Here is a 23,203-nt window from a genome sequence, read left to right as displayed (position 1 = left end):
CTTTTGCCGGTTATCGTGTCAGTGCGAAAATGGGAATATGCTCATGAACAGAACAAAGCGTCGTGCTCGCGCCATTGCAATCGCTCAGACCCGGGATAATGCTAAGCTCGTGGTCGCAAGATTTCTGATGCTCGCAACAGGCGTTACCGCTGCTTGCATCGCACTGCTGGCAGTACGCGGCTACTGATCAGCCGTTTCGGCCCTATTTCGACCGTCGCCTGACGGCGATTTTCTTCCGCGCGAAACACTTGGAGCGCAGGCTGTTTTTGAGCGTTTTCTTGAGCGCGACAAGCTGCGCTGGGCCTTATCTGAAAATTAATTAATCAGACCCACAATCTCCGACGATTTCATGGGGAGCTCTACTGCAAGTTGGAGCCGAAGCAATGATTGCTTCCTGACCGGTCTCGGGAAACCCCGCCTGCGCATATTTCAAGAACGATGGTTATACATCCGGTCAGCGCCGTGGCGGCGTCGATGGGGAGCGGTGTGAGAGGTTAGGGCCACAATGTTCATTGATAAGATACTGTCGCGTTTCAAGATCAAGACGAAGGTTCTCATATTCGTCCTGCCATTCGTCATCAGCATTTCCGCGGTTGGCCTCACCGGGCTCTATGCTTCCGGGCTTCTGCAGGGCCGTATGGAAATCTCCAACAGCGTGCTGCAATCGCTGACTGGCTTCAAGAACCTCTACGGCTCCATGGACGACTTCCTGCGCATCACCAACACGCAGCAGCGCGACAAGCTTTATGAGGATATCAAGTCGCAGCAGGGCGTGCTCAAAGCGACGCTCGGCCAGCTTGGTCAGGAGGCCGATGGCCGCAGCAATCTGAACGATGCGATCGCCAAGAACGCTGACATGGCCAATCTCGTTGGCAGATTGTGGTCGCTGCACGAGCAGGAGCTGTCGTTCCGCAAGACGATCGACGACGCACAGAGAGCGCTTATCAGTGCCCGCTTCAACGTCAACTTCAACAGCCAGCAGCTTGAAGATCGGATGCGGCAAGACCAGGCCGACGCGACTTCGACGCTGCGCTCCGCCGACCGCCTGCTGAAGGGCGGCGACCTGCTGGTTTCCGTGGCGGAGGATTTCAGCAAAGCCGCGACGCCGGCCGACAAGATGAAGCTTCTCAAGGATCGGCTGCCGGATCTGAACAAGGCCCAGCGCTCCATCGATCTCGCATTGCCGCAGAACCAGAAGAGCGTCGTCCAGTCCCTGATCGGCACGATCAAGGATCTGACGGCTGCCACCGAAAGCGCCGATGCGCCGACCGACGACAGCGTCGCCACTGTCGGACGTCTCCTCTCGCGCTTCCGCCAGACGTCGACCTACACGCAGCTGACGGCAACGCAGATGATGCGTCAGGCGACGACGACCTTCGTATCGCTCGACGCCCGCGTCGCGCAGACCAATTCCATCCTGCAGGATACGCGTCGTCTGCAGGATTCGATCTATTCGCTGCAGCTCGTCCTTGCCGAGTTCAACGCGAATACCAACAAGGACAACCTCGTCCGCCTGCGTCAGGAAATCTCCAAGCTCAACGGCGATATCGATACGCTGAACCAGAGCGCCCAGAGCATGGATTTTGCCGGCGATATCGATGCAGCCATTCGTCCATCGCTCAAGTCGATGGACGGTGCCGGCATCAAGCTGGTCGATGTTATCACGCAGCGGATCGGCGAATATGCAAGCGCCCGGCAGCAGCTTGATCAGGTATGGGGCCAGCTCACCGCATTTGCAGAGACGCAGAAGCAGAGTGCCGGCACGGAGCGTAACCAGGCAAACTACATCTCCATCCTGGCGACGGCTCTTGGCATCATCCTCTCGGTCGCCGGCGGCATCGCACTGGTTCTGACCCTGCAGCGCCCGATCGGCCAGATCACCGCCGCCATGCGCCGCATCGCCGATGGCATGCTGGAGACAGCAATCTCCGGCGAACAGCGGCATGACGAAATCGGCGACATGGCCCGCGCCCTCGGCATCTTCAAGGAAAACGCAATCTCGAAGATCCGCATCGAGGAACAGAGCGACGAGGAGCGTACGGCTGCCGAACACGAGCGCCAGCGCAACGACACCGAAAAGCGCGAGCTTGACCGGCAGATCGATTTTGCCGTCAGCGAACTGGCAGCCGGTCTCGAACGTCTCGCACAGGGCGACATCTCAGCCACGATCGAGACGCCCTTCATCGGTCGTCTCGAGCAGCTCCGCCAGGACTTCAACAGCTCGCTGTCACGCCTGCAGGAGACGCTGAGCCAGGTGCGCAGCAATGTCGAGATGATCCAGAGCAACGGCAACCAGATGGCTGCTTCCGCAGAGGATCTGTCGAAGCGCACGGAGCAGCAGGCGGCTTCGCTCGAACAGACCGCTGCCGCCGTCGAAGAAATCACGGTCACTGTTCGTTCCTCGGCCGAACGCGCCAAGGATGCGGACTCCATCGTGCGCGAAGCCAAGCGCAGTGCCGATGACAGTTCCGTCGTCGTCGGCAACGCCATCGACGCGATGGCGCGCATCGAAGACGCATCCCGCAAGATCGAGCAGATCATCGGCGTCATCGACGAGATCGCCTTCCAGACGAACCTGCTGGCGCTCAATGCCGGCATCGAAGCTGCCCGCGCCGGCGATGCCGGCAAGGGCTTCGCGGTCGTCGCCATGGAAGTGCGGGAACTTGCACAGCGTTCCGCTGCCGCCGCCAAGGAGATCAAGGGGCTGATCAACAAGTCGACCCAGGAAGTCAATTCCGGTTCGCAATTCGTGCAGGAGGCCGGGGCCGTCCTGGCGCAGATCAGCAGCCAGATCGTCACGATCAGCCAGCATGTGGAAGGCATTGCCCGCGCAAGCCACGATCAGGCGAGCGCACTGCAGGAAGTCAACGCTTCGGTCAACCACATGGATCAGATGACCCAGCAGAATGCCGGCATGGTCGAGGAAACCACGGCAGCAAGCCGCGAACTCGCCACCGAAGCCGATGCGCTTCTGCATCTCATCCTGCAGTTCAAGATCGATGCCGGCTACGCGGCGGGCTATACACGGCAAGAAGCGGCTTGATCGCAGCAGCCATTATCATCGCAGGCGGACTGGCGAATCTCTCGCCGGTCCGCCTTTTTCGTTGGCTTGCGAAGGGAGCATAACCCGGCGATCATCTTTCCGATCCAGATGAGAGGGGCGGGCGGATCCAGGCCGTAATCGCGGTAGAAAAGATCTTCATTTCTCCGCCATTGTTCTTCGCGTGCTTGGTTTTGCAATTCAATGGCCTTGGCCAAAGCGATGCTGTCCATCATGAGACATCTCCATGTTATGGGGCATCCCTTCAACTACACATCGGAATCTGCTTTATAAACACCCGTTTTCGCCCTATGCTTTTCATGCATGAAAAACACCGGTTGGGATTCCTATCAGCTTTTTCTCGATGTTGCCCGGGGAGGCGGGTTGACGGGCGCTGTCGCTTCGAGCGGCTTGAGCCCGGCGACGATCGGCCGACGCATGCTTGAGCTGGAAGGACAGATCGGCCGGCCGCTGTTCGAGCGCAGCCAGGCCGGCTATTCGCTGACCGGCGACGGCCAGGCACTGTTCGATCAGCTTTTGGAGATGGAGGCCGCCGCCCGCAAGGTGGATAGCTGGCAGCGCGATGCGCAGGGGGCTGCGATCGTACGCATCGCCGCCGGCACCTGGGTCGGCTGGCTGCTCAGCCAGAACATGCCGTCGATCTGCTCGGAGCGGGACCGCTTTCGCATCGACCTGCATCTCGGCGAACGTCGCGCCAGCCTCGCCCATCGCGAAAGCGATATCGGCATCCGCGCATTCGAGCCGGAGGAGGCCAATCTCGCTGCCATCAAGACCGGCGATGTCGCCTATGCTGCCTATCAGGCCCGCAACATGCGCTTTGCCGGGCCACAGCGTTGGATCGCGGTGGCGGAGGAGGAGGCCATCTCCGCCTATCTGCGCTGGCCGCATCAGAACAGGCGGGAGGAAATCGCCTTCACCGTCAGTCGGCCGCGATCGCTTCATGACCTGGTGCTCGCCGGATCGGGCATCGCCGTTCTGCCCTGTTTCGTCGGCGATCAGGAGCCGAGGCTGGGGCGGGTCGGCGAAGAGATCGCCTCTCTCCGTCATCGGCAATGGATCGTCATGAACGACGCAGATCGACATCGCAGGGAAATCCGCACCGTTGTCAACCGCATGGCCCGACTGCTGAAAAGCCACTCGGAGTTGTTTGCCGGCAAGCGGCCGACATATGCATGAGCTTTCGGCTCGGTGGTCTCCCTTGCTTGTACGAGGCTTCCATGCCGGTCGCCGACAAACCTGCGAAAGAGGGCAAGGCCATGCTTTTCCCCTTGTCGCGTTTCGATTTCCTTTCTAGTCTAACGGGAAAAACAGAGGGTTGGGTGTCGCCGCGATACCCTTGAACGAAGCAGGAGAGATTATGAAGTCCATGTTCGCTAAGCTTGCGGCAACGGCTTTCGCAGCCGTTTCGCTTGCAACGGTCGCTCACGCAGAAGACAAGGTCGTCAATATCTACAACTGGTCGGATTATATCGATGATTCGATCCTGTCCGATTTCACCAAGGAAACCGGCATCAAGGTCGTCTACGATACCTTCGACCAGAACGAGACGGTGGAAACCAAGCTTCTGGCTGGCAAGACCGGTTATGACATCGTCGTCCCGACGGCATATTTCCTGCAGCGCCAGATCAAGGCCGGGGTCTTCCAGAAGCTCGACAAATCCAAGCTGCCGAACATTACCAACATGTGGGATACGGTGCAGCAGCGCATCGCCACCTACGATCCCGGCAACCAGTACGCGATCGATTACATGTGGGGAACCAGCGGCGTCGGCTACAATGTCGACAAGGTGAAGCAGATTCTCGGCTCCGATGAGGCGCCTGACATCGACATCATCTTCGATCCCAAGCTCGCCGCCAAGTTCAAGGATTGCGGCATCTATATGCTGGACTCGCCGACCGACGTCATTCCGGCCGCCTTGCGCTATCTGGGCCTCGATCCGAATTCGACCAAGCAGGAAGACTTCAAGAAGGCCGAAGATCTCTTGACGTCGATCCGTCCCTTCGTTCGCAAGTTCCATTCCTCCGAATATATCAACGCGCTCGCCAACGGCGACATCTGCGTTGCCTTCGGCTATTCCGGCGACGTGCTACAGGCGCGCAACCGCGCCGCAGAAGCAAAGAACGGCGTGAAGATCAGCTATTCGATCCCCAAGAAGGGCGCGCAGATGTGGTTCGACGTCATGGCGGTCCCCGCCGACGCGCCGCATGTCGCCGAAGCCCATGCCTTCCTCAACTACATCATGAAGCCGGAAGTTATCGCCAAGGCCAGCAACTTCACCGCCTATGCCAACGGTAACAAGGCATCGCAGCAGTTCGTGAGCAAGGACGTGCTGGATGATCCGGCCGTTTATCCGACCGATACGGTCCGCGAGAAACTGTTCACGCTGACCCCTTGGGACTCGAAAACGCAGCGAGTGGCAACGCGCCTGTGGACAAAGGTCACCACGGGCCAATAATTCCAAGCGGCCCGGACGGCAACGTCCGGGCCTTTTCTTAAGAGGATAGCTTAAGAATCACGAGCGTGCCGGGAAGGGGAAGAGCCGGCGCCTCAGCATTTCCAGGAAAAGTGCGCAGCGGTTTTCCGTCCGGAATGCGGAAAGAAACAAAAAAGACGGAGCATTTCCGCGATTCGAAGAAAAGCGGAAATGCTCCAGGAAAGCCCGCCCGGGCGTCCATTTGGGGATAGATGATGAAGTCACTCGGCAATATCCGGCGTTCCTTTGCTCCGTGGACCGATCCTTCGGCCAAGCCGTACATTTCCTTCAAGAACGTGACGAAGACGTTCGGTGATTTCACCGCCGTCGACGACCTCTCCCTCGATATCTACAATCGTGAATTTTTCGCTCTTCTCGGCGCATCGGGTTGCGGCAAGTCTACGCTACTGCGCATGCTGGCAGGCTTCGAGCAGCCGACGACAGGCGAGATCGTGCTCGATGGCCAGGATCTTGCCGGCACGCCGCCCTATCGCCGCCCCGTCAACATGATGTTCCAGTCCTACGCGCTATTTCCTCATATGACGGTGGAAAAGAATATCGCCTTCGGCCTGCGGCAGGACGGCATGCCGAAAGCCGAGATCGAGGATCGCGTCGCCCAGATGCTGAAGCTCGTCAAGCTCGAGCAATTCGCCAAGCGCAAGCCCAACCAGCTTTCCGGCGGCCAGCGCCAGCGCGTGGCTCTGGCGCGCTCGCTCGCCAAGCGGCCGAAGGTGCTGCTGCTTGACGAGCCGCTCGGCGCTCTCGACAAGAAACTGCGCGAAGAGACGCAGTTCGAACTCATGGATCTGCAGCAGAGCCTGGGTCTCACCTTCGTCGTCGTCACCCACGACCAGGAAGAGGCGATGACCATGGCCGACCGCATCGCGGTCATGAGCCACGGCAAAGTAGTGCAGGTGGCGACGGCGGCGGAAATTTACGAGGCGCCCAATTGCCGTTTCGTGGCAGACTTCATCGGCGATGTGAACATACTCGACGGTAACGTCACCTCTGCGCAGTCCGGCATCGTCGAAATATCAGTCGATTCCGCCCTTACGCTGCGCACCGCCTCCAGCGACGCACCGGCCGCTGGAAGCCGCGCCAGCCTCGCCATCCGGCCGGAGAAGCTGAGGGTAACGCCACGCCCGCCCGCCAACGCCTCTGTCAATGCCACCGAGGGAGAAATCTGGGACATCGCCTATCTTGGCGACATGACCGTCTTCCACGTCAAGTTGAAAAGCGGACAGGTGCTCAAAGCCTCGTCGCTGAATGCGGTTCGCGTCGTGGAAGAACCCTTCGCCTACGACCAGAACGTCTGGGTGTCCTTCGACGAAAATGCCGGCGTGTTGCTGAAGGACTGATCATGAAAGCGCTCGGTCCCTCCATTTATCAGCGCCTTGTCATCATCGTTCCCTATGCTTGGCTGCTGATCTTCTTTCTTGCGCCCTTCCTCATCGTCTTCCGCATCTCGCTGGCGACGAAGGCGCTGTCCGTCCCCCCTTACGATCCGTCCTTCGCATGGGCGGACAGTTTCGGCGACTGGTGGGACAAGCTGCAGACCATGTCGTTCGACAACTACGTATGGCTGACCGGCGATCCGCTTTACATAAACGCCTACATTCAGAGCCTTCAGATCGCCGGCATCTCGACGCTGCTGACGCTGATCATCGCCTATCCCATCGCCTATGGTATGGCGCAAGCGCCGCGCACGATCCGTCCCACCTTGCTGATGCTGGTCATTCTGCCCTTCTGGACGAGCTTCCTGATCCGCGTCTATTCCTGGATGTCGATCCTCAGCACGACAGGCCTGCTGAACCAGTTGCTGATGGGCCTTGGCATCATCCACCAGCCGCTCGTCATCCTGAATACCAATACCGCCGTCTATATCGGCATGGTCTATTCCTATCTGCCCTTCATGGTGCTGCCGCTCTATTCCGCGCTGGAAAAGATGGACGGCACGCTGATCGAGGTGGCGCAGGATCTCGGCTGTACGCCGATCGGCGCCTTCTGGCGCGTCACCTTTCCGCTCTCCCTTCCCGGTGTCATCGCCGGCTGCATGCTGGTCTTCATTCCCGCTGTCGGCGAGTTCGTCATTCCCGACCTGCTCGGCGGCTCGGAAACCCTGATGATCGGCAAGGTGCTCTGGACAGAATTCTACAGCAACACCGACTGGCCGCTGGCCTCGGCGGTGGCGACCATCCTGCTTCTGGTGCTGGTGGTGCCCATCGTCTTCTTTCAGCATTTCCAGGCCAAGGCCGACGAGAAGGGGAGATAATCGATGATCCGCTGGTCTCGTTTCAATATCGTCTCGGTCACGCTCGGCTTGGCTTTCCTTTATTTGCCGATCCTGCTGCTGGTGATCTATTCCTTCAACGGCTCCCGGCTGGTGACGGTCTGGGGCGGTTTCTCGACGCAATGGTATGTGCACCTCTTCAGCAACGACACCATGCTGAGCGCCGCCTGGTTAACGGCGCGCATCGCCCTCCTGTCCGCGACCATCGCAACCGTGCTCGGCACGTTCGCGGCGCTGACCCTGGTGCGCTATACGCGCTTCCGCGGTCGCATCCTGTTTTCGGGCATGATCTATGCGCCGCTGGTCATGCCCGATGTCATCACCGGTCTCTCGCTGCTGCTGCTCTTCGTCACGTCAGGCGTCGATCGCGGCTTCTGGACGATCGTCATGGCGCATACCACGCTGACCATGTGCTTCGTCGCCGTCGTCGTGCAGTCGCGCCTGTTGAGCTTCGATCGCTCGATCGAGGAGGCGGCGATGGACCTCGGCGCGCCGCCCGTGCGCACCTTCTTCGAGGTGACGCTGCCGATCATCGCGCCGGCCGTATTCTCGGGCTGGGTTCTGGCTCTGACGCTTTCGCTCGACGATCTGGTGATCGCGACCTTCGCCTCCGGTGCCGGCGCCAAGACGCTGCCGATGCTGATCTATAGCCAGGTCAAGCTCGGCGTGACGCCGGAGATCAACGCCATCTGCACGATCCTGATCGGTGTCGTTGCCGTCGGTGTCATTTGTGCCTCGATCGCCACCAAGCGCCGCGAAGTGCAGCGTCAAAGGGACGAACAAGCAGCCGCCGCCGCGTGAGCGGCAGCGCTGGGCCGGCTTGACGGAAGAGCTATTGCTGCTGGGGTTTCTGCAGCAAAGTGGTAACAGGTGAAACGACCGGATCCGGCCAGCTGCCGCCAAGGAAGAAGGGCAGCATCGGCAGGTCGTCCGCATCGGACGGCGATGTCGCCTCGATCGCTCCCGACAGCGCCAGACCATTGCTGCGGAACGGAACAACACCGTTCAACGTGATGGTTTCGTTGCGGCCGGCGATGGTCGCGTTCTGCACTTCGGCGGATCCCTTGGCAAAGGTCGCATCGACATTGATGCTGTCGAAATTGAAGGCTGCGTCAGCGATATCGCTCATCCTGAAAAAGGCCTTTTGAGTGGCCAAGGACCTGAAAGACGAGAGATCGAACTCACGGAAGGATCCGGCTGATGACGCGAAATGCATCTTCCCGGCAACGTCCCCCAACCTGGCGACCCAGATCGGCCGGGTGGTGCTGAGTGCCAGATCCAGAGACCCGGCGGCCGTCATTGGCAGCGGCCCTGGCAGCTTGAGGCGGGTGAAGAGCCCGCCGAAATCGGCATTGCGGACCGATATCTGCAGCTTGCCGCCGCCGTCGAAATCACCCGGAGCGACCTCCAGATGCGCCGTCAGCGAGCCGCCCTCGAAGCCGCTATCAGCAATGTCGAACTTCGCTTTGCCGCCCGCGACCAGCAGGCTGGCGCCGATATTGTCGAACTGGAAGGGACCGAGCGCAGCCTTGTTGGAGGAGAGCCGCAAGTCGAGGTCGAGGCGCTGCAGCGGATTGCCGTTCAGGAGCGCATTGATGGCGGTCTCCGCGGCAAGGCGCATGGAAAAGGCGGCGAGGAACGGATTGAGGTTCATTTGGTCGAAGGCAAGCGTGCCGGAGACCTTCGGCTTTCCAGCCGTCGTGTAGTTCAGGTCCATGACGCCGGAAGCCGCGGAGTCGTTGACCTTGAAGCTGAGATTGTTGAAGCGCAGGCCTTTGTCGATCGCCGTCACATCGGCGTTGAGTGAGACGTTCTTGAGCGCATCGGCGGCGGGGAGGCGCTGGCCACTCCATGCCAGGAAGGTGGGAACGTTCGGTACGCTGAGCTCGAGATTGCCCGAAAGCGTCGAAAGGTCCGAAATGCTGGTAACCCCGGTATAGGCCCAGCTGATCACCGGCGAGGAAAAGCTGGTCTTGGCGTCGACGTTCTTGCCGGCAAAGAACAGCAGCGGTTGCGCCGAGTCGAAGTTGAGCTTGATATCCTGGTCGTTGAGACGGGCAAGGATGACGGCGGTCATTCGCTGCGAGAGCCGCGGCCAGGAAATGTCGGCATTGACGCCGGTCATCTTGTAGACGTTGCCGCTGCGGTCATCCGTCATCTCGACGCTACCGTCTTCAATGGTCAGCATACCGATCGCTGCATCCTGATCCTTTCGCATCGGCATGGCTTGGCCGGAGGAACTCTCCACCTGTTCGATCGCTTTCGACAGGCGGCCCTCATTGGTCCAGTCGATCAGCCCGTTCTCGTCGCGACGGATGTAGAGCACGGGTCGAACGAAGTGGAACTCGTGAAAATGTGCATGTCCACGGATAGCGGGCAGCAGCGAGAAGTCCGCAGAGAGACTATCGACATGGCCCAGCACTTTGCCGTTCTTTGCCGGTTCGCGGATGGTGACCTGATTGAGCGTTATGCGCGGCGTCGGCCAGAAGTCCAGCGTGGGATCGCCCTCGATCTGGGCTCTGTATCCCGTCCATTCCGAAAGCGCCCTCTCGATGCCGGAGCGCACGATCCCGCTGGAGATGAGGAAAGGAGCGGTAGCCCTGAAAACGACAAAGACGATCAGGAGGGTCAGAAGAACGATGCCGGTTGTCCGGGCAACGGCCGGCAACCATTGCGAGGCCGATCGCATCGTCAAACGCCACTTGTTGTTTCTCGACGCTCTCATATCCCGTGGAGACTCTCAAACTGATAGGGATGATGTGCCTATGCTTGCCGGATATAGGAAATGTTTGTCGGATGCAAACGTCGCAGGTTGGAAAGCCACATGACTCCGTGACTTTATAATGCGTTGCAGCATTGCTATATACTGGGAAAAACAGGGGAGAGAAATATGCAGGATCAGCAGCCGCTCTGGACGCCATCGGAAGAAGCACGCCGCCAAAGCCCGATGTTTGCCTTCATGCAGCAATGCAACCACCATTTTAACCTGTCGCTATCCGATTTCGCCGGCCTTCACGCCTGGTCGGTGGCCGATCGCGAGAATTTCTGGACGGCAGTTTGGGATTTCTGCGACATCAGGGGCGAACGCGGCGAGCGGGCGCTGATCAATGGCGACCTTATGCTGGAGGCACGCTTCTTTCCCGATGCGCAATTGAACTTCGCCGAAAACCTGCTGTCGCGAAGCGGCGGGGGCGATGCGCTGGTATTCTGGGGCGAGGATAAGGTCCGTGATCGCTGGTCATGGGATCGTTTGGCCGCCACGGTGTCGCGCCTGCAGCAGGCTTATCGGGCTGAAGGTATCGGCAAGGGCGATCGGGTGGCGGCAATGATGCCGAATATGCCCGAAACCATCGCCTGCATGCTGGCCGCCGCATCGATCGGCGCGATCTGGTCCTCCTGTTCTCCGGATTTCGGCGAGCAGGGCGTCATGGATCGCTTCGGGCAGATCGAACCGAAGCTGTTCATCGCCTGCAGTGGCTATTGGTATAGCGGCAAGCTGCAGGATGTCGGGGCAAAGGTCAGCGCCATCGCGCAGCGTCTGAATGTGCCGACCCTTGTCGTGCCCTATGCCGGCAGCGCCGATGCGGTGGTGGCGGCAACACCTGGCGCACGGACATTGACCGATTTTATTGCACCTTTCGAGGCGAAAGCCGTCGAGTTCGTTGCAGTGCCTTTCTCCCATCCGCTGTTCATCCTGTTTTCCTCCGGCACGACAGGCGTTCCCAAATGCATCGTACATTCGACGGGCGGCGCGCTGCTGCAGCTGATCAAGGAACATCGCCTGCATTGCGGCGTCGTACCCGGTGAAAAGGTCTTCTACTTCACCACCTGCGGCTGGATGATGTGGAACTGGCTGGTGACCGGCCTTGCCGCCGGCGCGACGCTTTGCCTTTATGACGGGTCGCCCTTTGCTCCCAGCGGCAATATCCTGTTCGATTATGCGCAGGAAGAGAAATTCGCAGTGTTCGGCACCTCGGCCAAATATATCGACGCCGTGCATAAGAGCGGCCTCACGCCGAAGACATCGCATGATCTCTCGAGCCTGCGGCTGATGACCTCCACCGGCTCGCCGCTGTCGCCCGAGGGCTTCACGTTTGTCTATGAAGGCATCAAGGACGATATCCAGCTCGCTTCCATTTCCGGCGGCACCGATATCGTTTCCTGCTTCGTGCTGGGCAACCCGCTGCAGCCGGTCTGGCGCGGCGAGATCCAGGGACCGGGTCTCGGCCTTGCCGTCGATGTCTGGAATGACGAAGGCAAGCCGGTGCGCGGCGAAAAGGGCGAGCTTGTCTGCACCAAGGCTTTCCCTTCCATGCCGATCATGTTCTGGAACGATCCGGAACGCGCCAAATATCGTGCCGCCTATTTCGAGCGCTTCGACAATATCTGGTGCCACGGCGATTTCGCCGAATGGACTGTTCATGGCGGCCTCGTCATTCACGGCCGCTCGGATGCGACGCTCAATCCCGGCGGCGTGCGCATCGGGACGGCCGAGATCTACAATCAGGTCGAGCAGATCCCCGAAGTTCTGGAAGCTCTGTGCATCGGCCAGGACTGGGATGACGATGTTCGCGTCGTGCTGTTCGTCCGCCTGGCTCCTGGTGCCTCGCTGACCGAAGATCTGGTGAAGACAATGAAGACCCGCATCCGCACCGGCGCTTCGCCGCGCCACGTCCCGGCCAAGATCATCGCGGTCGCCGATATTCCGCGCACGAAATCCGGCAAGATCGTCGAGCTTGCGGTGCGTGATGTTGTGCACGGGCGGCCCGTCAAGAACAAGGAGGCGCTCGCCAATCCGGAGGCGCTGGATCTATTCGCCGGGCTGGAAGAACTGAAAAGCTGAGATGCACCCTAAAATTGAGGGGCAAACGATGACCTCCGTTTGGTAACCTTGCGTTAGGAAAGATTGGTCAAAGGTAAAGGCCAACTTGAGACCGTTCGCATACGTCAGCAGCGGATTGGAGCTGGTTCTGGCTCCCGAAACATGAAGTTCACCGACTCGAGCTTTCTTTTGACAGCACCATTCTCAAAGGCAGCGCGGTTCGCTGCCTTTTTTTCGTTCTGGCTGATACAAATACGCGGCCGCTCTGTACATTGGCCTGCCGACCAAGTATGTGCAGGCTTGAAGAAGAGGCCTGCGACGTGCGGGCCACGATGATCGCCGCCTTTTGGCGGGCGAAGAATTCCGAAAGACAGACTATGACTGAATTCGAAGGCATCGTTCCTGCGATTGCCCAGGCTTTGGCGAAGCGCGGTTATGAAACGCTGACGCCGGTACAGAAAGCCATGCTCGATCCCGGCCTTGCCGGGAAGGATGCCCTCGTGTCGGCGCAGACCGGCTCGGGCAAGACGGTTGCCTTCGGCCTGGCGCTGGCGCCCGGACTGCTCGATGGTTCGGAGCGCTTCGGTCCGGCCGGTGCACCTCTGGCCTTGGCGATCGCGCCGACCCGCGAACTGGCGCTTCAGGTGCAGCGCGAGCTGGAATGGCTCTACGGGCTGACCGGCGCGACGATCGCTTCCTGCGTCGGCGGCATGGATATGCGCACGGAACGGCGGACGCTCGAGCGCGGCGCTCACATCGTCGTCGGCACGCCCGGCCGTCTCTGCGATCACATCCGCCGCAATTCGCTCGATATTTCGCAATTGCGCGCCGTCGTGCTCGATGAGGCCGACGAAATGCTCGATCTCGGTTTCCGCGAGGATCTGGAATTCATTCTGGAAGCCTCGCCCTCCGAGCGCCGCACCTTGATGTTCTCCGCGACCGTGCCGCGCTCCATCGCCAAGCTCGCCGAAAACTACCAGCGCGATGCCGTTCGCATCGCCACCGCTTCCGAAGCCAAGCAGCATGTCGATATCGACTATCGCGCGCTGACCGTGGTGCCGAGCGACAAGGAAAACGCCATCATCAACGTGCTGCGCTATTATGAGGCGCGCAACGCCATCGTCTTCTGCTCGACGCGCGCTGCCGTCAATCATCTGACGGCGCGGTTCAACAATCGCGGCTTTTCGGTCGTCGCTCTGTCGGGCGAGCTCAGCCAGAACGAGCGCACCCACGCTCTTCAGGCCATGCGCGATGGCCGTGCCCGCGTCTGCATCGCAACTGATGTCGCGGCTCGCGGCATCGATCTACCGGGTCTGGAGCTGGTCGTCCATGCGGACTTGCCGACCAATCCGGACACGCTGCTTCATCGCAGCGGCCGCACCGGTCGCGCCGGCAACAAGGGCGTCAGCGCCCTCATCGTGCCGCTCAGCGCCCGCCGCCGCACCGAGCGCCTGCTGGAAGCCGCCCGCATTCGCGCTACCTGGGCAAAGCCGCCGTCTGCCGACGAAGTGAGCCAGCGTGACGACGAACGTCTTCTCGCCGATCCGGTCTTCACGGCCGCGCTTGCCGAAGACGAAAAGTCCATCGTCCAGCAACTGCTGGAGCGCCACGGCGCCGAGCAGGTTGCCGCCGCATTCCTGCGGCAGTACCGGGCCGGCCACTCCGCGCCCGAAGATCTGCAGGATGTGCCGGCGGAGGGCGAGCGCAGGAAGCCTCGCCGGGATGATTTCCCGGTCACTCCCCGCGATGATGGCCCATCTGGCGGACGGAACGATTTCACCGATGGCGTCTGGGTGTCGCTCTCTGTGGGGCGCAAGCAGAATGCCGAGCCGCGCTGGCTGATCCCGATGCTCTGCCGCAACGGCAACCTGACCAAGCGCGACATCGGCGCCATCAAGATGCAGCCGGAGGAAACCTTCGTCGAGTTTTCACAGGAAGGTGCCGAGCGCTTCCTCTCCGCCATCGGCCCGGACAAGACGCTGGAACGCGGCATCCGCGTCAAGCCGCTCGCCGGCGTGCCGGATTTTTCGCAAGCAAAGCGCGAAGGGGCTTTCGAGAAAAAGAAGCCCTTCGCCGACAAGGGACCCCGCTCGCAGGAGGGCGGCAAGCCGAAGTGGAAATCCGATCGCAAACCGGAACGGACACAGGCGGGCGAGGGCGGCATTTCCGAACGCTCCGATAAGAAGCCCTGGGCAAAGAAACCAGGCAAGCCGAGCTTCACCAAGAACGATGGTCCCCCCAAGGGCGGCAAACCCAATTCCCGGGCCGCTCGCAAGGGTGCGAAGTCACGAGGCGAATGATCTCAACGCCGCGCTCGCAAGAAGGCGCGGCTCTGCGATCTGAGGTTTCAATATCCAGGCAAATTCACATTTCGCGACAAGGGATTTGACGTCGTGTCCGATCTGGGATCGGCGACAATCCCATGGTCAACTGTGACCGAGATTTGGGAGCGTCCGGCCCATCGGATGATATTTACCGCTCCGAGCCAGTTCCTGACGCTCCCCGTTGAAATGCTCTCGGCAACCGACCGGGATTTTCTGCGATCGAAAGTGCCCGCCATACGTTAGCTAAAGCCTGGGTCCAGCGCTGTATCATGCGCCATCATTCGGCGAAGAGGTTCGCGGCCATATGATCCACGAAGGCGCGAACCTTTGGCGATAGATACCGATTGGTCGGCCAGAGGACGCGAAATGTTCCCGTATCGGCCAGATAGTCGGTCAGCAGCGAAACCAGTTTCCCTTGTGCGATCTCCGACGCCACCGCAAACGGGGGAAGGCATGTGATTCCGAAGGAGCGCTCCGCAAGGTAGATCAGTGGTTCCAGCGTGCTTGCAACGGTGGTCACCGGCAGGTCGAGCTTCATCTCGCCCTCTTCGCGAACCAATGGCCATGGCTCGAGCCTTCCCGAGTTTGCGAAGCGGTGGTGAAGGCAGCGATGCCGGAGCAGATCCTCCGGAACCTTCGGATGGCCATGAGCCTTGAGATAGTCCGGCGAGGCGACGACCTTGTACTTGAAGGTGCCGAGCTTGCGGCTCATCAGGCGGGTGTCTCTGACCTCGCCCGTGCGGATGACGGCGTCGAACCCTTCTTCGATGACATCGACGAGGCGATCCGTGAAATCGAGATCGAGATTGATCTCCGGATAAGCCGTCATGAAGGCCGATAATGTCGGCATCAGCAGCATGCCGGCCAGAGGAAGGCTCACGCGCAGCTGTCCGCGCGGCACGGCCTGCGAGCTGGATAGCTTGGACTGCGCTTCCTCATATTCCGATTGAATGCGCCGACACGTCTCCAGGAAAAAGCTGCCTTCTTCTGTCAGGGCCATGCTGCGGGTCGAGCGATTGAACAATCGCACGCCCAACTCGTCCTCGAGGCGGCCAATGGCTTTGCCCACGGCGGAACCTGAAATGCCGAGGCGATGTCCGGCCGCGACGAAACTCCCGACCTCGGCGACCTGGATAAAGATGCCGAGCGTTCCAAGCTTATCCATGTCTGCCTATTCTGGAATTTTTATCCGATATGTTGAGAATACAGGCTACTTTATCCGCTATCTCTCGCCGGATATCCAGAGGTCGCCGCGGCTGAACAGCGCGAGCTTCAGATGGAGAGACTCATGGAAACGAAACATATCGCCAGCTTTGCGGGTTCTCCCGCTCCTACGACCTTTATCGTCAACGTCATCCACGCTCATCCCGGAAAGCAGGAGGAAGCCTTCGCCATCATTCAGGATGTTGTGCATTACGTCGCGGAACGAAAGGAAGGCTTCCTCTGGAGCAGCCTTGCGAAAAGCTCGGATGGTCAGACGGTCGTCAACATCGAGGCCATCCAGGATGCCGGCAATGTCGGCGAGTTCTTTTCCGATCCGCATTTCGTCGAAAAATTCCGGAAACTGGACACCGTCTCGAAGAGCGAGTTCCACACCTACACGGTCGGCGATCTGGTCTTGCCCAAGCGCGCCTAAGCGGCATGGCCGGCTTTGCCTCTGAAAGGAAGATGCCGGGCGGGCAGCCGTCCGGCAGGGGATACTGCCCCTGTCGGACCTAGTGGCGCCTGTACCCAGCGGTTTGGCTGCGATCTGAGAGAGGCTCTCCTCGTGGCGTGTCGTCTTCGGGAGAGCCTCATTTGCAGATGTCACGCAGCTGAAGCAGAATGCCATTCTCGAACAGGCAGAGGATTGCATTCTACATTCATGCTGATCGGCTCATGTCATTGCGGCAGGACAAGTTGGACCCTTACGGGCGATCCGGGCTCGATCACGGCCTGCAACTGCACGCTCTGCCGACGCTACGGTGCGCTATGGGCCTATGACTATGAAGGGGAGCGGATCTTGCTCAGCGGGCCAACCGCGTCTTACACGCGGGCCGCCGAGAAGGAGCCGTCTCTCGAAATATTGTTCTGCCCAACCTGCGCCTGCGTCTTAAGCTGGCGCGGCCTGCATCTGGAAAAGGATGGCCGCCGGCGCATGGCGGTCAATCTGCGGCTTGCGCCGCCGGATCTCGTCTATGACCTGCCCATCGATCGCTTCGATGGTCTGGACACGTTCGAAGATCTTCCGTCGGACGGAAAATGCGTGCGTGATCTCTGGTTCTGAGAGTTGACGACCGTGGGCGAGCGCCCGGCAGCGGATGCTGCCGAACCGAAAACGTCCCTTAGTTCGCCAGCACCCGCGGCGACGGGAAGGTGACTTCCACCAGCGTGCCCTCGTTCGGCGCGGAGTTGATCGAGAAGGTTGCGCGGTTGGCGTCGACCATCGCCTTGGTCAGCGGCAGGCCGAGGCCGGTGCCGTCGCCGCGCTTGCGGGAATTGGTCGAGACCTGCCGGAAGGGTTTCATCGCCTGCTCGAGTTCCGAGCGCGTCATGCCGACGCCGGTATCTCTGATGCGCAGGACGACACTGCCATTACCTTCATAGGACGTGGACACCACGATCTGGCCGCCCGACGGCGTGAAGCGGATGGCGTTCGAGAGGATGTTGAGTGCGATCTGCTTGATCGAGCGCAGGTCGGCGACGACATTCGGCACGGCCTGCGACAGCGCCGTGCGGATGATGACACGCTGGCTGTTGGCCTGCGGCTGCACCAGCGACACGGCCTCCGTAATCGCCTCGTTGAGGCCGACGGATGCGAAATCCAGATCCATCTCGCCGGCTTCGATCTTGGAGATATCAAGCAGGTCGTTGACGATATCGAGCACATGCCGTCCGGAGCGGCCGATATCGGTCGCATATTCGATGTAACGCGAATGGCCGATCGGCCCGAAGCGTTCGCCGGCCATCATGTCGGAGAAACCGATGATGGCGTTGAGCGGCGTGCGGATCTCGTGGCTGACGCGAGCGAGAAAATCCGTCTTGTGGGCATTGGCGGTTTCGGCGGCGCGCTTGGCGTTGCGCAGCTCCTCCTCGGTCCGCTTCCATTGCGTGATGTCGCGGATCACGGCGCAATAGCCGTTGGAGGAGTTGAGCTGACCCATGGTCATGAACAGCGGCAGGAAGCCCCCGGACGCCTCCCGACCGATCACTTCGCGGCCGTCGTTGAGCACGCTGGCAACGCCATGGCCGGAGAGGCCGCCGAGATAATCGAGCACCGCCTTCTGGCTTTCATGCGCAAACAGCATGACGAAGGGTTTGCCGCGGATCTCCTGGTCGTCATAGTTGAAGAGCGCGCTTGCCGAGCGGTTCATCGAGCGGATCTCGCCATCCTGGCCGACGATGATCACACCGTCGGTCGCCGTTTCCAGCGTCGAGCGCAGTTCCTCTATCTCCACCTGCAGCTTGCCGACCTTTTCGAGGATGCGTTCGGGCCGCCCTTCCTCGGAGACAGGTTGTGGCGGCGGGGCAGGCGGCTCGCTCTTCTCCACGGGCATCAGCGCCAGCATCAGGGCTGTGCCGTCTTCCCAGCGGATCGATTGCAGCCGCGCGGTGACCGGCACCAGCGCATCGTCGGCGCGCACCACCATCATCGTGCCCGGCTGTTCGGTCTTGCCTTCCAGATCGTTGCGCTGCAGCAGCGCATCCAGCCCACCGACCTGCTCGAGATCCGGCAGGTTCTCATAGCCAGTCAGTCGCAGGAATTCCGGATTGCCGTGGATCAGCCGGTCGCCGGCGTGGACGAGGATGGCGAGCGGCAGCTGATCGATGATATCGGACGACAGCCCCGTGCGCATCTTCACGCGCGGCGGAATGGCGGTGTTGAGCACATCGATAGGATCGAAATCCTCTTCCGGCTCGGCGGAGGAGACCGTCGCCTCAAAAGGAGAACCGGCATCCGCGACTGCTTCGCCGCTCGCCTCCTGCACCTGGGAAGGCTCAGCAACGGGCTCGGATGGAGAGGCGTCGGTATTCGACGCCGCGTTTTCCTGCCTGGTGTCGGCGTCGTCGTTTCCGATCGCCGTTTCGCTCGTGTCGGAAAGAATTTCGTCGGCCGCATTTGCTTGCGGGGCGGCATCGACATGTCTTTCGGCGGGTTCTGCCGTGGGTTGCTCGACAGGCGGCTCCGTGCGCTTGCCAAAAGGTTCGAGCTGCCGGGCGATTTCCCGGAAGGCCGCTTGTTCGCTGAGCGAAAGGCTTGCCTGCGCCAATGTCCGATGTTCGTGCAGACGGATGATCTTGTCTGTTTGCCGGCGGTTCGGCGTCTCGACGATATGCAAGGCGGGCGGTTCCGCGCTTGCAGTGGGAGCGTCTTTGGTGGTTGCTTGCTCGTTGCTTCCCGCTGCGGCGGAATCGTCCGGCTCGGAGCTGTGCTGGTCGCTCGCGGCTGCTTCCGCTTCGCCCGCCTGGTCGCTAGTCGTGGCTTCGGCATCCCAGCTTTCCTGCGCGTCCAGCGTCATGCCGCGCTTCATCGGATCTTCGATGGCATCCGCCAGGCGGACGACGCCGAAGCCTCTGAAGCCGTCGAATTCGCGGCTGCGGGTATAGGTCGGCAGGGCAGCCAGGTCGACCGGTACCATCAGGCCCGTGCCCTCCACCGGCCAATAGATCGTCCGGCCCGACCAGGTGTCGCGCCGTGCCAGCAGTTCCGTGATCTTGCCATCCGGATCGAGATTGAAGCGCGCGGCGACATCCGCGAAGGCATTGCCTGCAATTTGCGCCGCATGTGGTCCCACAGCATCGGCGAATTCGCGCGAAACCTCGCTGAAGCGGCCAGCAGCATCGATCTTCCATACGAACCGGGTCGCACGGCCGTTGCGCTTGAAGAGGAAGCCTTCGCCATCAGTGCTATCGGCAGAGACGGCTTCAGATTGGATTTGTTCCGGGCTTGCTTCCATGTGAGCATTGGCGAGGTGTTCTTCGCCAGCCGCCGCGGTCTCCGCCTCTTGCTCTTCAACAGGCGTGGCTTCTTCAACCGCAGCATCATTGGGAGCATCCATCAAAGTCGGAATTGGTACATGCTCGCCTGCCTCATGGCTAATCGGCGTCGCATCGGGCTCCTCATCCGCACTATATTCCGTCGTCTCGTCCAGCTCCTCGATATGGGCGACGGCATCGATGACATCGCTGAAGGGTGCGGACGGTGCGGGTTGCGGTGTTTCGTCGGCGGCTGCCGCTTCGAGCTCTGCCCGGGTCTCTTCCGCCTGCGGTTCGGCGGCGGCGGGCGCTGCCTCATCTGCAAGGCTTTCCGTCGGATCGAGATGGCCAAGGACCGTCTCGACGACGAACAGCAGATGCAGCGCCGGTATTTCCGAGAGCTTGCCGATGGCGGCGGGCAGGTAGCCGCGACCGGTCGAGATCGGCCGCTTGATCAGCCGGTCCGACTGCGCGCCGGCCATGGTCGTCAGCATTCGTGCCGTCTGCGGCGTGATGTCGAGCATGCGGAAACGCTCGGACGCCGCGACGATTTCGCCATCGCGGCCGATGACGGCCATATGCGTGTCGGGATCGTCGAATCCGTCGATCATGCGCTTGGCGCATTCGGAGGTGGCCATCGGTTTGGATGAGACCGGCGAGGAAAACAGGATCGCTTCTTCGCCTGCCTGGATGCGGATGCGCTCGACCGCTGCGTTTACCACAGAACGCTGGAATCCGGAGGCCATGCGGATGAGGAATGTGCGCTGATCGCCGACCGTGCCAAGGCCGCGCGCCGTCGCCTCGATCTGGCGGAACGAAACGTCGCCGGGCTTCGGCCCCTGGTCGAGGAAATCGTAGATGACGTCATAGCCGAAGAGGTTGGCGCCGGCGCCATTGGCCCACAATACGCGATCCATCCCGGTCGAAAACATGACCATGGCCTCGCCGCGGGCAAAGCGCTCCCGAACGCGCGGATGCACGGCAATGTCAATGAACGGATATTGAATTGCGGGCATATTCCAACCTGTTTTGCGGGCGTGACCGCCTCTCGTGTTTAACGGTTTATTAATAACCGCGACCCGCATTCGGGTCCAGCAAAGGCCCGATCTTTCGGCCGGAAAGGTTAACGTGTTGTGCGATGCAAAAAATATGTTGCACTGCACAAATCTTTATATTATATAAGCCTCACACAGGTTCACGAAGGGCGCCTCCGAGAGGGCCCACATAGGAGCGTAATCATGGCTACTGTAAAGAAAGACGACGTTTTTTCAACGGCTGCATTCGATCCGTCCAAGCTCTCCGAATCCTTCCGCGACTTTGCGGAAAAGGGCGCGGCCCAGTCCAAGGAAGCTTTCGCCAAGCTGAAGACCGCGACCGAGGAAGCCGGCAAGACGGTTGAAGCAACCGTACAGACCGCACAGGCCGGCTCTGTCGAAATCGGCCTCAAGGCCATCGACGTTCTGCGCACCAACGCCGAAAGCTCGCTGGCGCATATGGAAGCTCTGCTTCGCGTCAAGTCGGTCGCCGAACTCTTCGAACTTCAGACCGCTTTCATCCGCAAGCAGGCCGAAGTCACCGTAGAGCAGGCCAAGTCCATTCAGGAAACCACCAAGAAGGTTGCCGAAAAGCTGGTAAAGCCGGCCAAGGACGCCGCTGAAAAGGCAATGACTTCCTTCAAGGCCTAATCTTTTCGAAATACGCCTCTCAAGGTACGAATGTCCCGCCTCCAGCTTAGAGCCTGGGGGCGGGACTTTTCGTTCCGGGCGTGGGATGTGCGTGCTTTGATCCGTATCCCGCGGCGCATCTTCATTTGGATATCTGCAAAGCTTTTTTATATTGCGGGGAGATAGGACTTGAAATAATTTCAAAGTCCTCGTATGTCACCCCCGTTCGCGGCGACGCGAGCATGTGCGGTTGTAGCTCAGTTGGTTAGAGCGCAGGTTTGTGGCACCTGAGGTCGGAGGTTCGAGACCCCCCAACCGTACCATTCAATTCCCCGTAAATATCTGAGGTCATTCTGATCTAAGCGACATTAAAGTCGCCGCGTCGGGCACAAGACCGCCGTTCGGTCTGAATGATGGAATTCATCGCAGTTGAATGGGGAAGCCCGCAGCGCGGAGTACGGCCGTGACATAGGCTTTGGCATCCATGGCATGATCATCGCCGGGATAGGCCAGGAGCCGATAGGAGATGGCACCGCTAAGCAAATCCTGCATGAGTTCGGGGTCTAGGCTTTGGTCGATCTCGTGGTTTTGCTGGGCCTGCCGAATGATAAGGCTGAAGGCCTTTCGCCGCGGCTCCACGATTGTCGACCAGTAGAGGTGCTTGATCTCCGCTTCCTGGTCACTCAGTGCGAAGAGCTGGCGCAGGAGATTGCGGGCGAAGGGATCGGAAAAAGCCGCCGCCGTCTGATCCACGAAAATCTCAAGAATCTCGCCAAGCGGTCGACTTGCCCAATCTTCAAGTCCGCTCTCGGCTCTGGCCCGATATCCCAGCAGTGCGGAGGTCACCAGGGCCTCACGCGTGGCCCAGCGGCGATACAGCGCCGTGCGGCTGACGCCGGCCCGTTTTGCGACCTGATCGAAGCTCACCGCCGCCAGCCCGCCTTCCGCAAACAAGGCTAGGGCCGTCGCCTGTAACTCCTGATCGATCGTCTCATCCCGGGGCCTGCCGCCACTCAAAATTGCCACTCCACTTGCCAATCTCCCAATTACGATACATAAGTGTATCGTAATTGGGAGATGCCAGTAATGTCACATCCTATCTTTGACACGGCGATCACCGTCTTTGTAAGTGCCTTCGGCCTGTATGCGCTGATCAAGTTCGCTTTCTTCTTCGTGCTGAGCTACGCCGCTAGGCGCAAGCTTCTCGACAAGGCCTATGCCGGACGCGCCTACGCGACCAGCGGCTCCGACATCGCATCGCTCGTCATTGCGATCGCCATGTCGATCGCGCTATTGGTGCGCAGCGCCGAGCCCATCACCTTCCTCGGCGGTCTTTTGGCTGGCGGAACCCTGATCCAGCTCTATTTCCATGCCTTCCATGCGCCTGTATCCCGTGAACACGATGCGCCGGAGCCTCGCTCCCCACTTAAAATCATGTCCTATGCCATTCAGTCAGCGCCCTGGCGACCTTGGAAAGAGCTGCTTACCTACGCGGCGTTGGTGGTCGCCTGTATGTCGCTCTATTGGCTTGGCTGAATTTAGAGCATTTCCAGGAAAAGTGCGCAGCGGTTTTCCGTCCGGAATGCGTAAGGAAACAAGAAGATAGAGCGTTT

The 23,203-nt window shown here is 60.3% G+C and carries 19 protein-coding genes and 1 tRNA gene; 15 read left to right on the top strand and 5 right to left on the bottom strand.

The genetic code is table 11. The features are described from left to right. Positions 1 to 43: 43 nt before the first annotated feature. Positions 44 to 187 (top strand): hypothetical protein, encoded by a 144-nt coding sequence (locus GA0061102_RS33190; protein WP_167668002.1) that lies wholly within the window; start codon positions 44 to 46, stop codon positions 185 to 187. A gap of 318 nt (positions 188 to 505) precedes the next feature. Next, positions 506 to 3,043, top strand: a complete 2,538-nt coding sequence (locus GA0061102_RS17155; RefSeq protein WP_092851265.1) for a methyl-accepting chemotaxis protein — start codon at positions 506 to 508, stop codon at positions 3,041 to 3,043. Here GA0061102_RS17155 and GA0061102_RS17150 read toward each other — a convergent pair. Next, on the bottom strand, positions 3,019 to 3,276 hold the full coding sequence (locus tag GA0061102_RS17150; protein WP_092851260.1) for a hypothetical protein: 258 nt from the start codon (positions 3,274 to 3,276) through the stop codon (positions 3,019 to 3,021). The two genes, GA0061102_RS17155 and GA0061102_RS17150, sit on opposite strands and share 25 nt — an antisense overlap. An 88-nt stretch (positions 3,277 to 3,364) precedes the next feature. On the opposite strand from GA0061102_RS17150, the gene GA0061102_RS17145 reads away from it, so the two are divergent. From GA0061102_RS17145 to GA0061102_RS17120, 5 genes are all read left to right on the top strand, one after another. Beyond that, entirely contained in the window at positions 3,365 to 4,237 is an 873-nt protein-coding gene (locus GA0061102_RS17145) for a LysR family transcriptional regulator (protein ID WP_092851256.1), read from the top strand. A 181-nt stretch (positions 4,238 to 4,418) separates the two neighbouring features. After that, entirely contained in the window at positions 4,419 to 5,516 is a 1,098-nt protein-coding gene (locus GA0061102_RS17140) for a polyamine ABC transporter substrate-binding protein (RefSeq protein WP_092851252.1), read from the top strand. Between the two features lie 233 nt (positions 5,517 to 5,749). After that, the gene (locus GA0061102_RS17130; RefSeq protein WP_092851367.1) at positions 5,750 to 6,892 is read left to right on the top strand and encodes an ABC transporter ATP-binding protein; all 1,143 of its coding nucleotides are present in this window, start codon (positions 5,750 to 5,752) and stop codon (positions 6,890 to 6,892) included. A gap of 2 nt (positions 6,893 to 6,894) precedes the next feature. Next, on the top strand, positions 6,895 to 7,806 hold the full coding sequence (locus tag GA0061102_RS17125; protein WP_092851246.1) for an ABC transporter permease subunit: 912 nt from the start codon (positions 6,895 to 6,897) through the stop codon (positions 7,804 to 7,806). A gap of 3 nt (positions 7,807 to 7,809) precedes the next feature. Next, entirely contained in the window at positions 7,810 to 8,625 is an 816-nt protein-coding gene (locus GA0061102_RS17120; protein ID WP_092851244.1) for an ABC transporter permease subunit, read from the top strand. Between the two features lie 31 nt (positions 8,626 to 8,656). On the opposite strand, the gene GA0061102_RS17115 is transcribed toward GA0061102_RS17120, so the two are convergent. Further along, complete coding sequence (locus GA0061102_RS17115; RefSeq protein ID WP_092851242.1) at positions 8,657 to 10,549, bottom strand: AsmA family protein; 1,893 nt, start codon at positions 10,547 to 10,549, stop codon at positions 8,657 to 8,659. A gap of 165 nt (positions 10,550 to 10,714) precedes the next feature. On the opposite strand from GA0061102_RS17115, the gene GA0061102_RS17110 reads away from it, so the two are divergent. The 3 genes from GA0061102_RS17110 to GA0061102_RS34060 all read left to right on the top strand — a co-directional run bounded on the left by GA0061102_RS17110 (position 10,715) and on the right by GA0061102_RS34060 (position 15,213). Further along, positions 10,715 to 12,667 carry an acetoacetate--CoA ligase gene (locus tag GA0061102_RS17110; RefSeq protein ID WP_092851240.1) on the top strand — a complete coding sequence of 651 codons (1,953 nt, stop codon included), beginning with the start codon at positions 10,715 to 10,717 and terminating at the stop codon, positions 12,665 to 12,667. 356 nt (positions 12,668 to 13,023) lie between these two features. Beyond that, complete coding sequence (locus tag GA0061102_RS17105; protein WP_092851364.1) at positions 13,024 to 14,946, top strand: DEAD/DEAH box helicase; 1,923 nt, start codon at positions 13,024 to 13,026, stop codon at positions 14,944 to 14,946. A 39-nt stretch (positions 14,947 to 14,985) separates the two neighbouring features. Next, a complete protein-coding gene (locus GA0061102_RS34060; RefSeq protein ID WP_092851237.1) occupies positions 14,986 to 15,213 on the top strand; it encodes a YcxB family protein in 228 nt (75 codons plus the stop codon). Between the two features lie 34 nt (positions 15,214 to 15,247). On the opposite strand, the gene GA0061102_RS17095 is transcribed toward GA0061102_RS34060, so the two are convergent. Further along, positions 15,248 to 16,135 (bottom strand): LysR family transcriptional regulator, encoded by an 888-nt coding sequence (locus tag GA0061102_RS17095; protein ID WP_092851234.1) that lies wholly within the window; start codon positions 16,133 to 16,135, stop codon positions 15,248 to 15,250. Between the two features lie 123 nt (positions 16,136 to 16,258). On the opposite strand from GA0061102_RS17095, the gene GA0061102_RS17090 reads away from it, so the two are divergent. Together GA0061102_RS17090 and GA0061102_RS17085 are read left to right on the top strand one after the other, a co-directional pair. After that, a complete protein-coding gene (locus tag GA0061102_RS17090) occupies positions 16,259 to 16,606 on the top strand; it encodes an antibiotic biosynthesis monooxygenase (RefSeq protein WP_167668000.1) in 348 nt (115 codons plus the stop codon). 228 nt (positions 16,607 to 16,834) lie between these two features. Then, complete coding sequence (locus GA0061102_RS17085) at positions 16,835 to 17,236, top strand: GFA family protein (RefSeq protein ID WP_092851230.1); 402 nt, start codon at positions 16,835 to 16,837, stop codon at positions 17,234 to 17,236. 58 nt (positions 17,237 to 17,294) lie between these two features. Here GA0061102_RS17085 and GA0061102_RS17080 read toward each other — a convergent pair whose 3' ends face one another. Next, complete coding sequence (locus GA0061102_RS17080) at positions 17,295 to 20,942, bottom strand: ATP-binding protein (protein WP_092851227.1); 3,648 nt, start codon at positions 20,940 to 20,942, stop codon at positions 17,295 to 17,297. A 222-nt stretch (positions 20,943 to 21,164) separates the two neighbouring features. On the opposite strand from GA0061102_RS17080, the gene GA0061102_RS17075 reads away from it, so the two are divergent. Together GA0061102_RS17075 and GA0061102_RS17070 are read left to right on the top strand one after the other, a co-directional pair. Continuing rightward, the gene (locus GA0061102_RS17075) at positions 21,165 to 21,611 is read left to right on the top strand and encodes a phasin (protein WP_092851221.1); all 447 of its coding nucleotides are present in this window, start codon (positions 21,165 to 21,167) and stop codon (positions 21,609 to 21,611) included. Between the two features lie 225 nt (positions 21,612 to 21,836). After that, positions 21,837 to 21,913: transfer RNA gene (locus GA0061102_RS17070), tRNA-His, on the top strand. Between the two features lie 97 nt (positions 21,914 to 22,010). On the opposite strand, the gene GA0061102_RS17065 is transcribed toward GA0061102_RS17070, so the two are convergent. Further along, entirely contained in the window at positions 22,011 to 22,607 is a 597-nt protein-coding gene (locus GA0061102_RS17065) for a TetR/AcrR family transcriptional regulator (protein WP_139115068.1), read from the bottom strand. A 69-nt stretch (positions 22,608 to 22,676) separates the two neighbouring features. Between GA0061102_RS17065 and GA0061102_RS17060 the strand changes: the two genes are divergently transcribed. Beyond that, positions 22,677 to 23,126 (top strand): hypothetical protein, encoded by a 450-nt coding sequence (locus GA0061102_RS17060; protein WP_092851212.1) that lies wholly within the window; start codon positions 22,677 to 22,679, stop codon positions 23,124 to 23,126. Positions 23,127 to 23,203 lie beyond the last annotated feature (77 nt).

This window comes from Martinezella miluonensis, assembly GCF_900094545.1.
GTDB lineage: Bacteria > Pseudomonadota > Alphaproteobacteria > Rhizobiales > Rhizobiaceae > Rhizobium > Rhizobium miluonense.
Note: the sequence above shows the minus strand (reverse complement) of the source record. Positions and strands in the feature narration are given on the sequence as shown.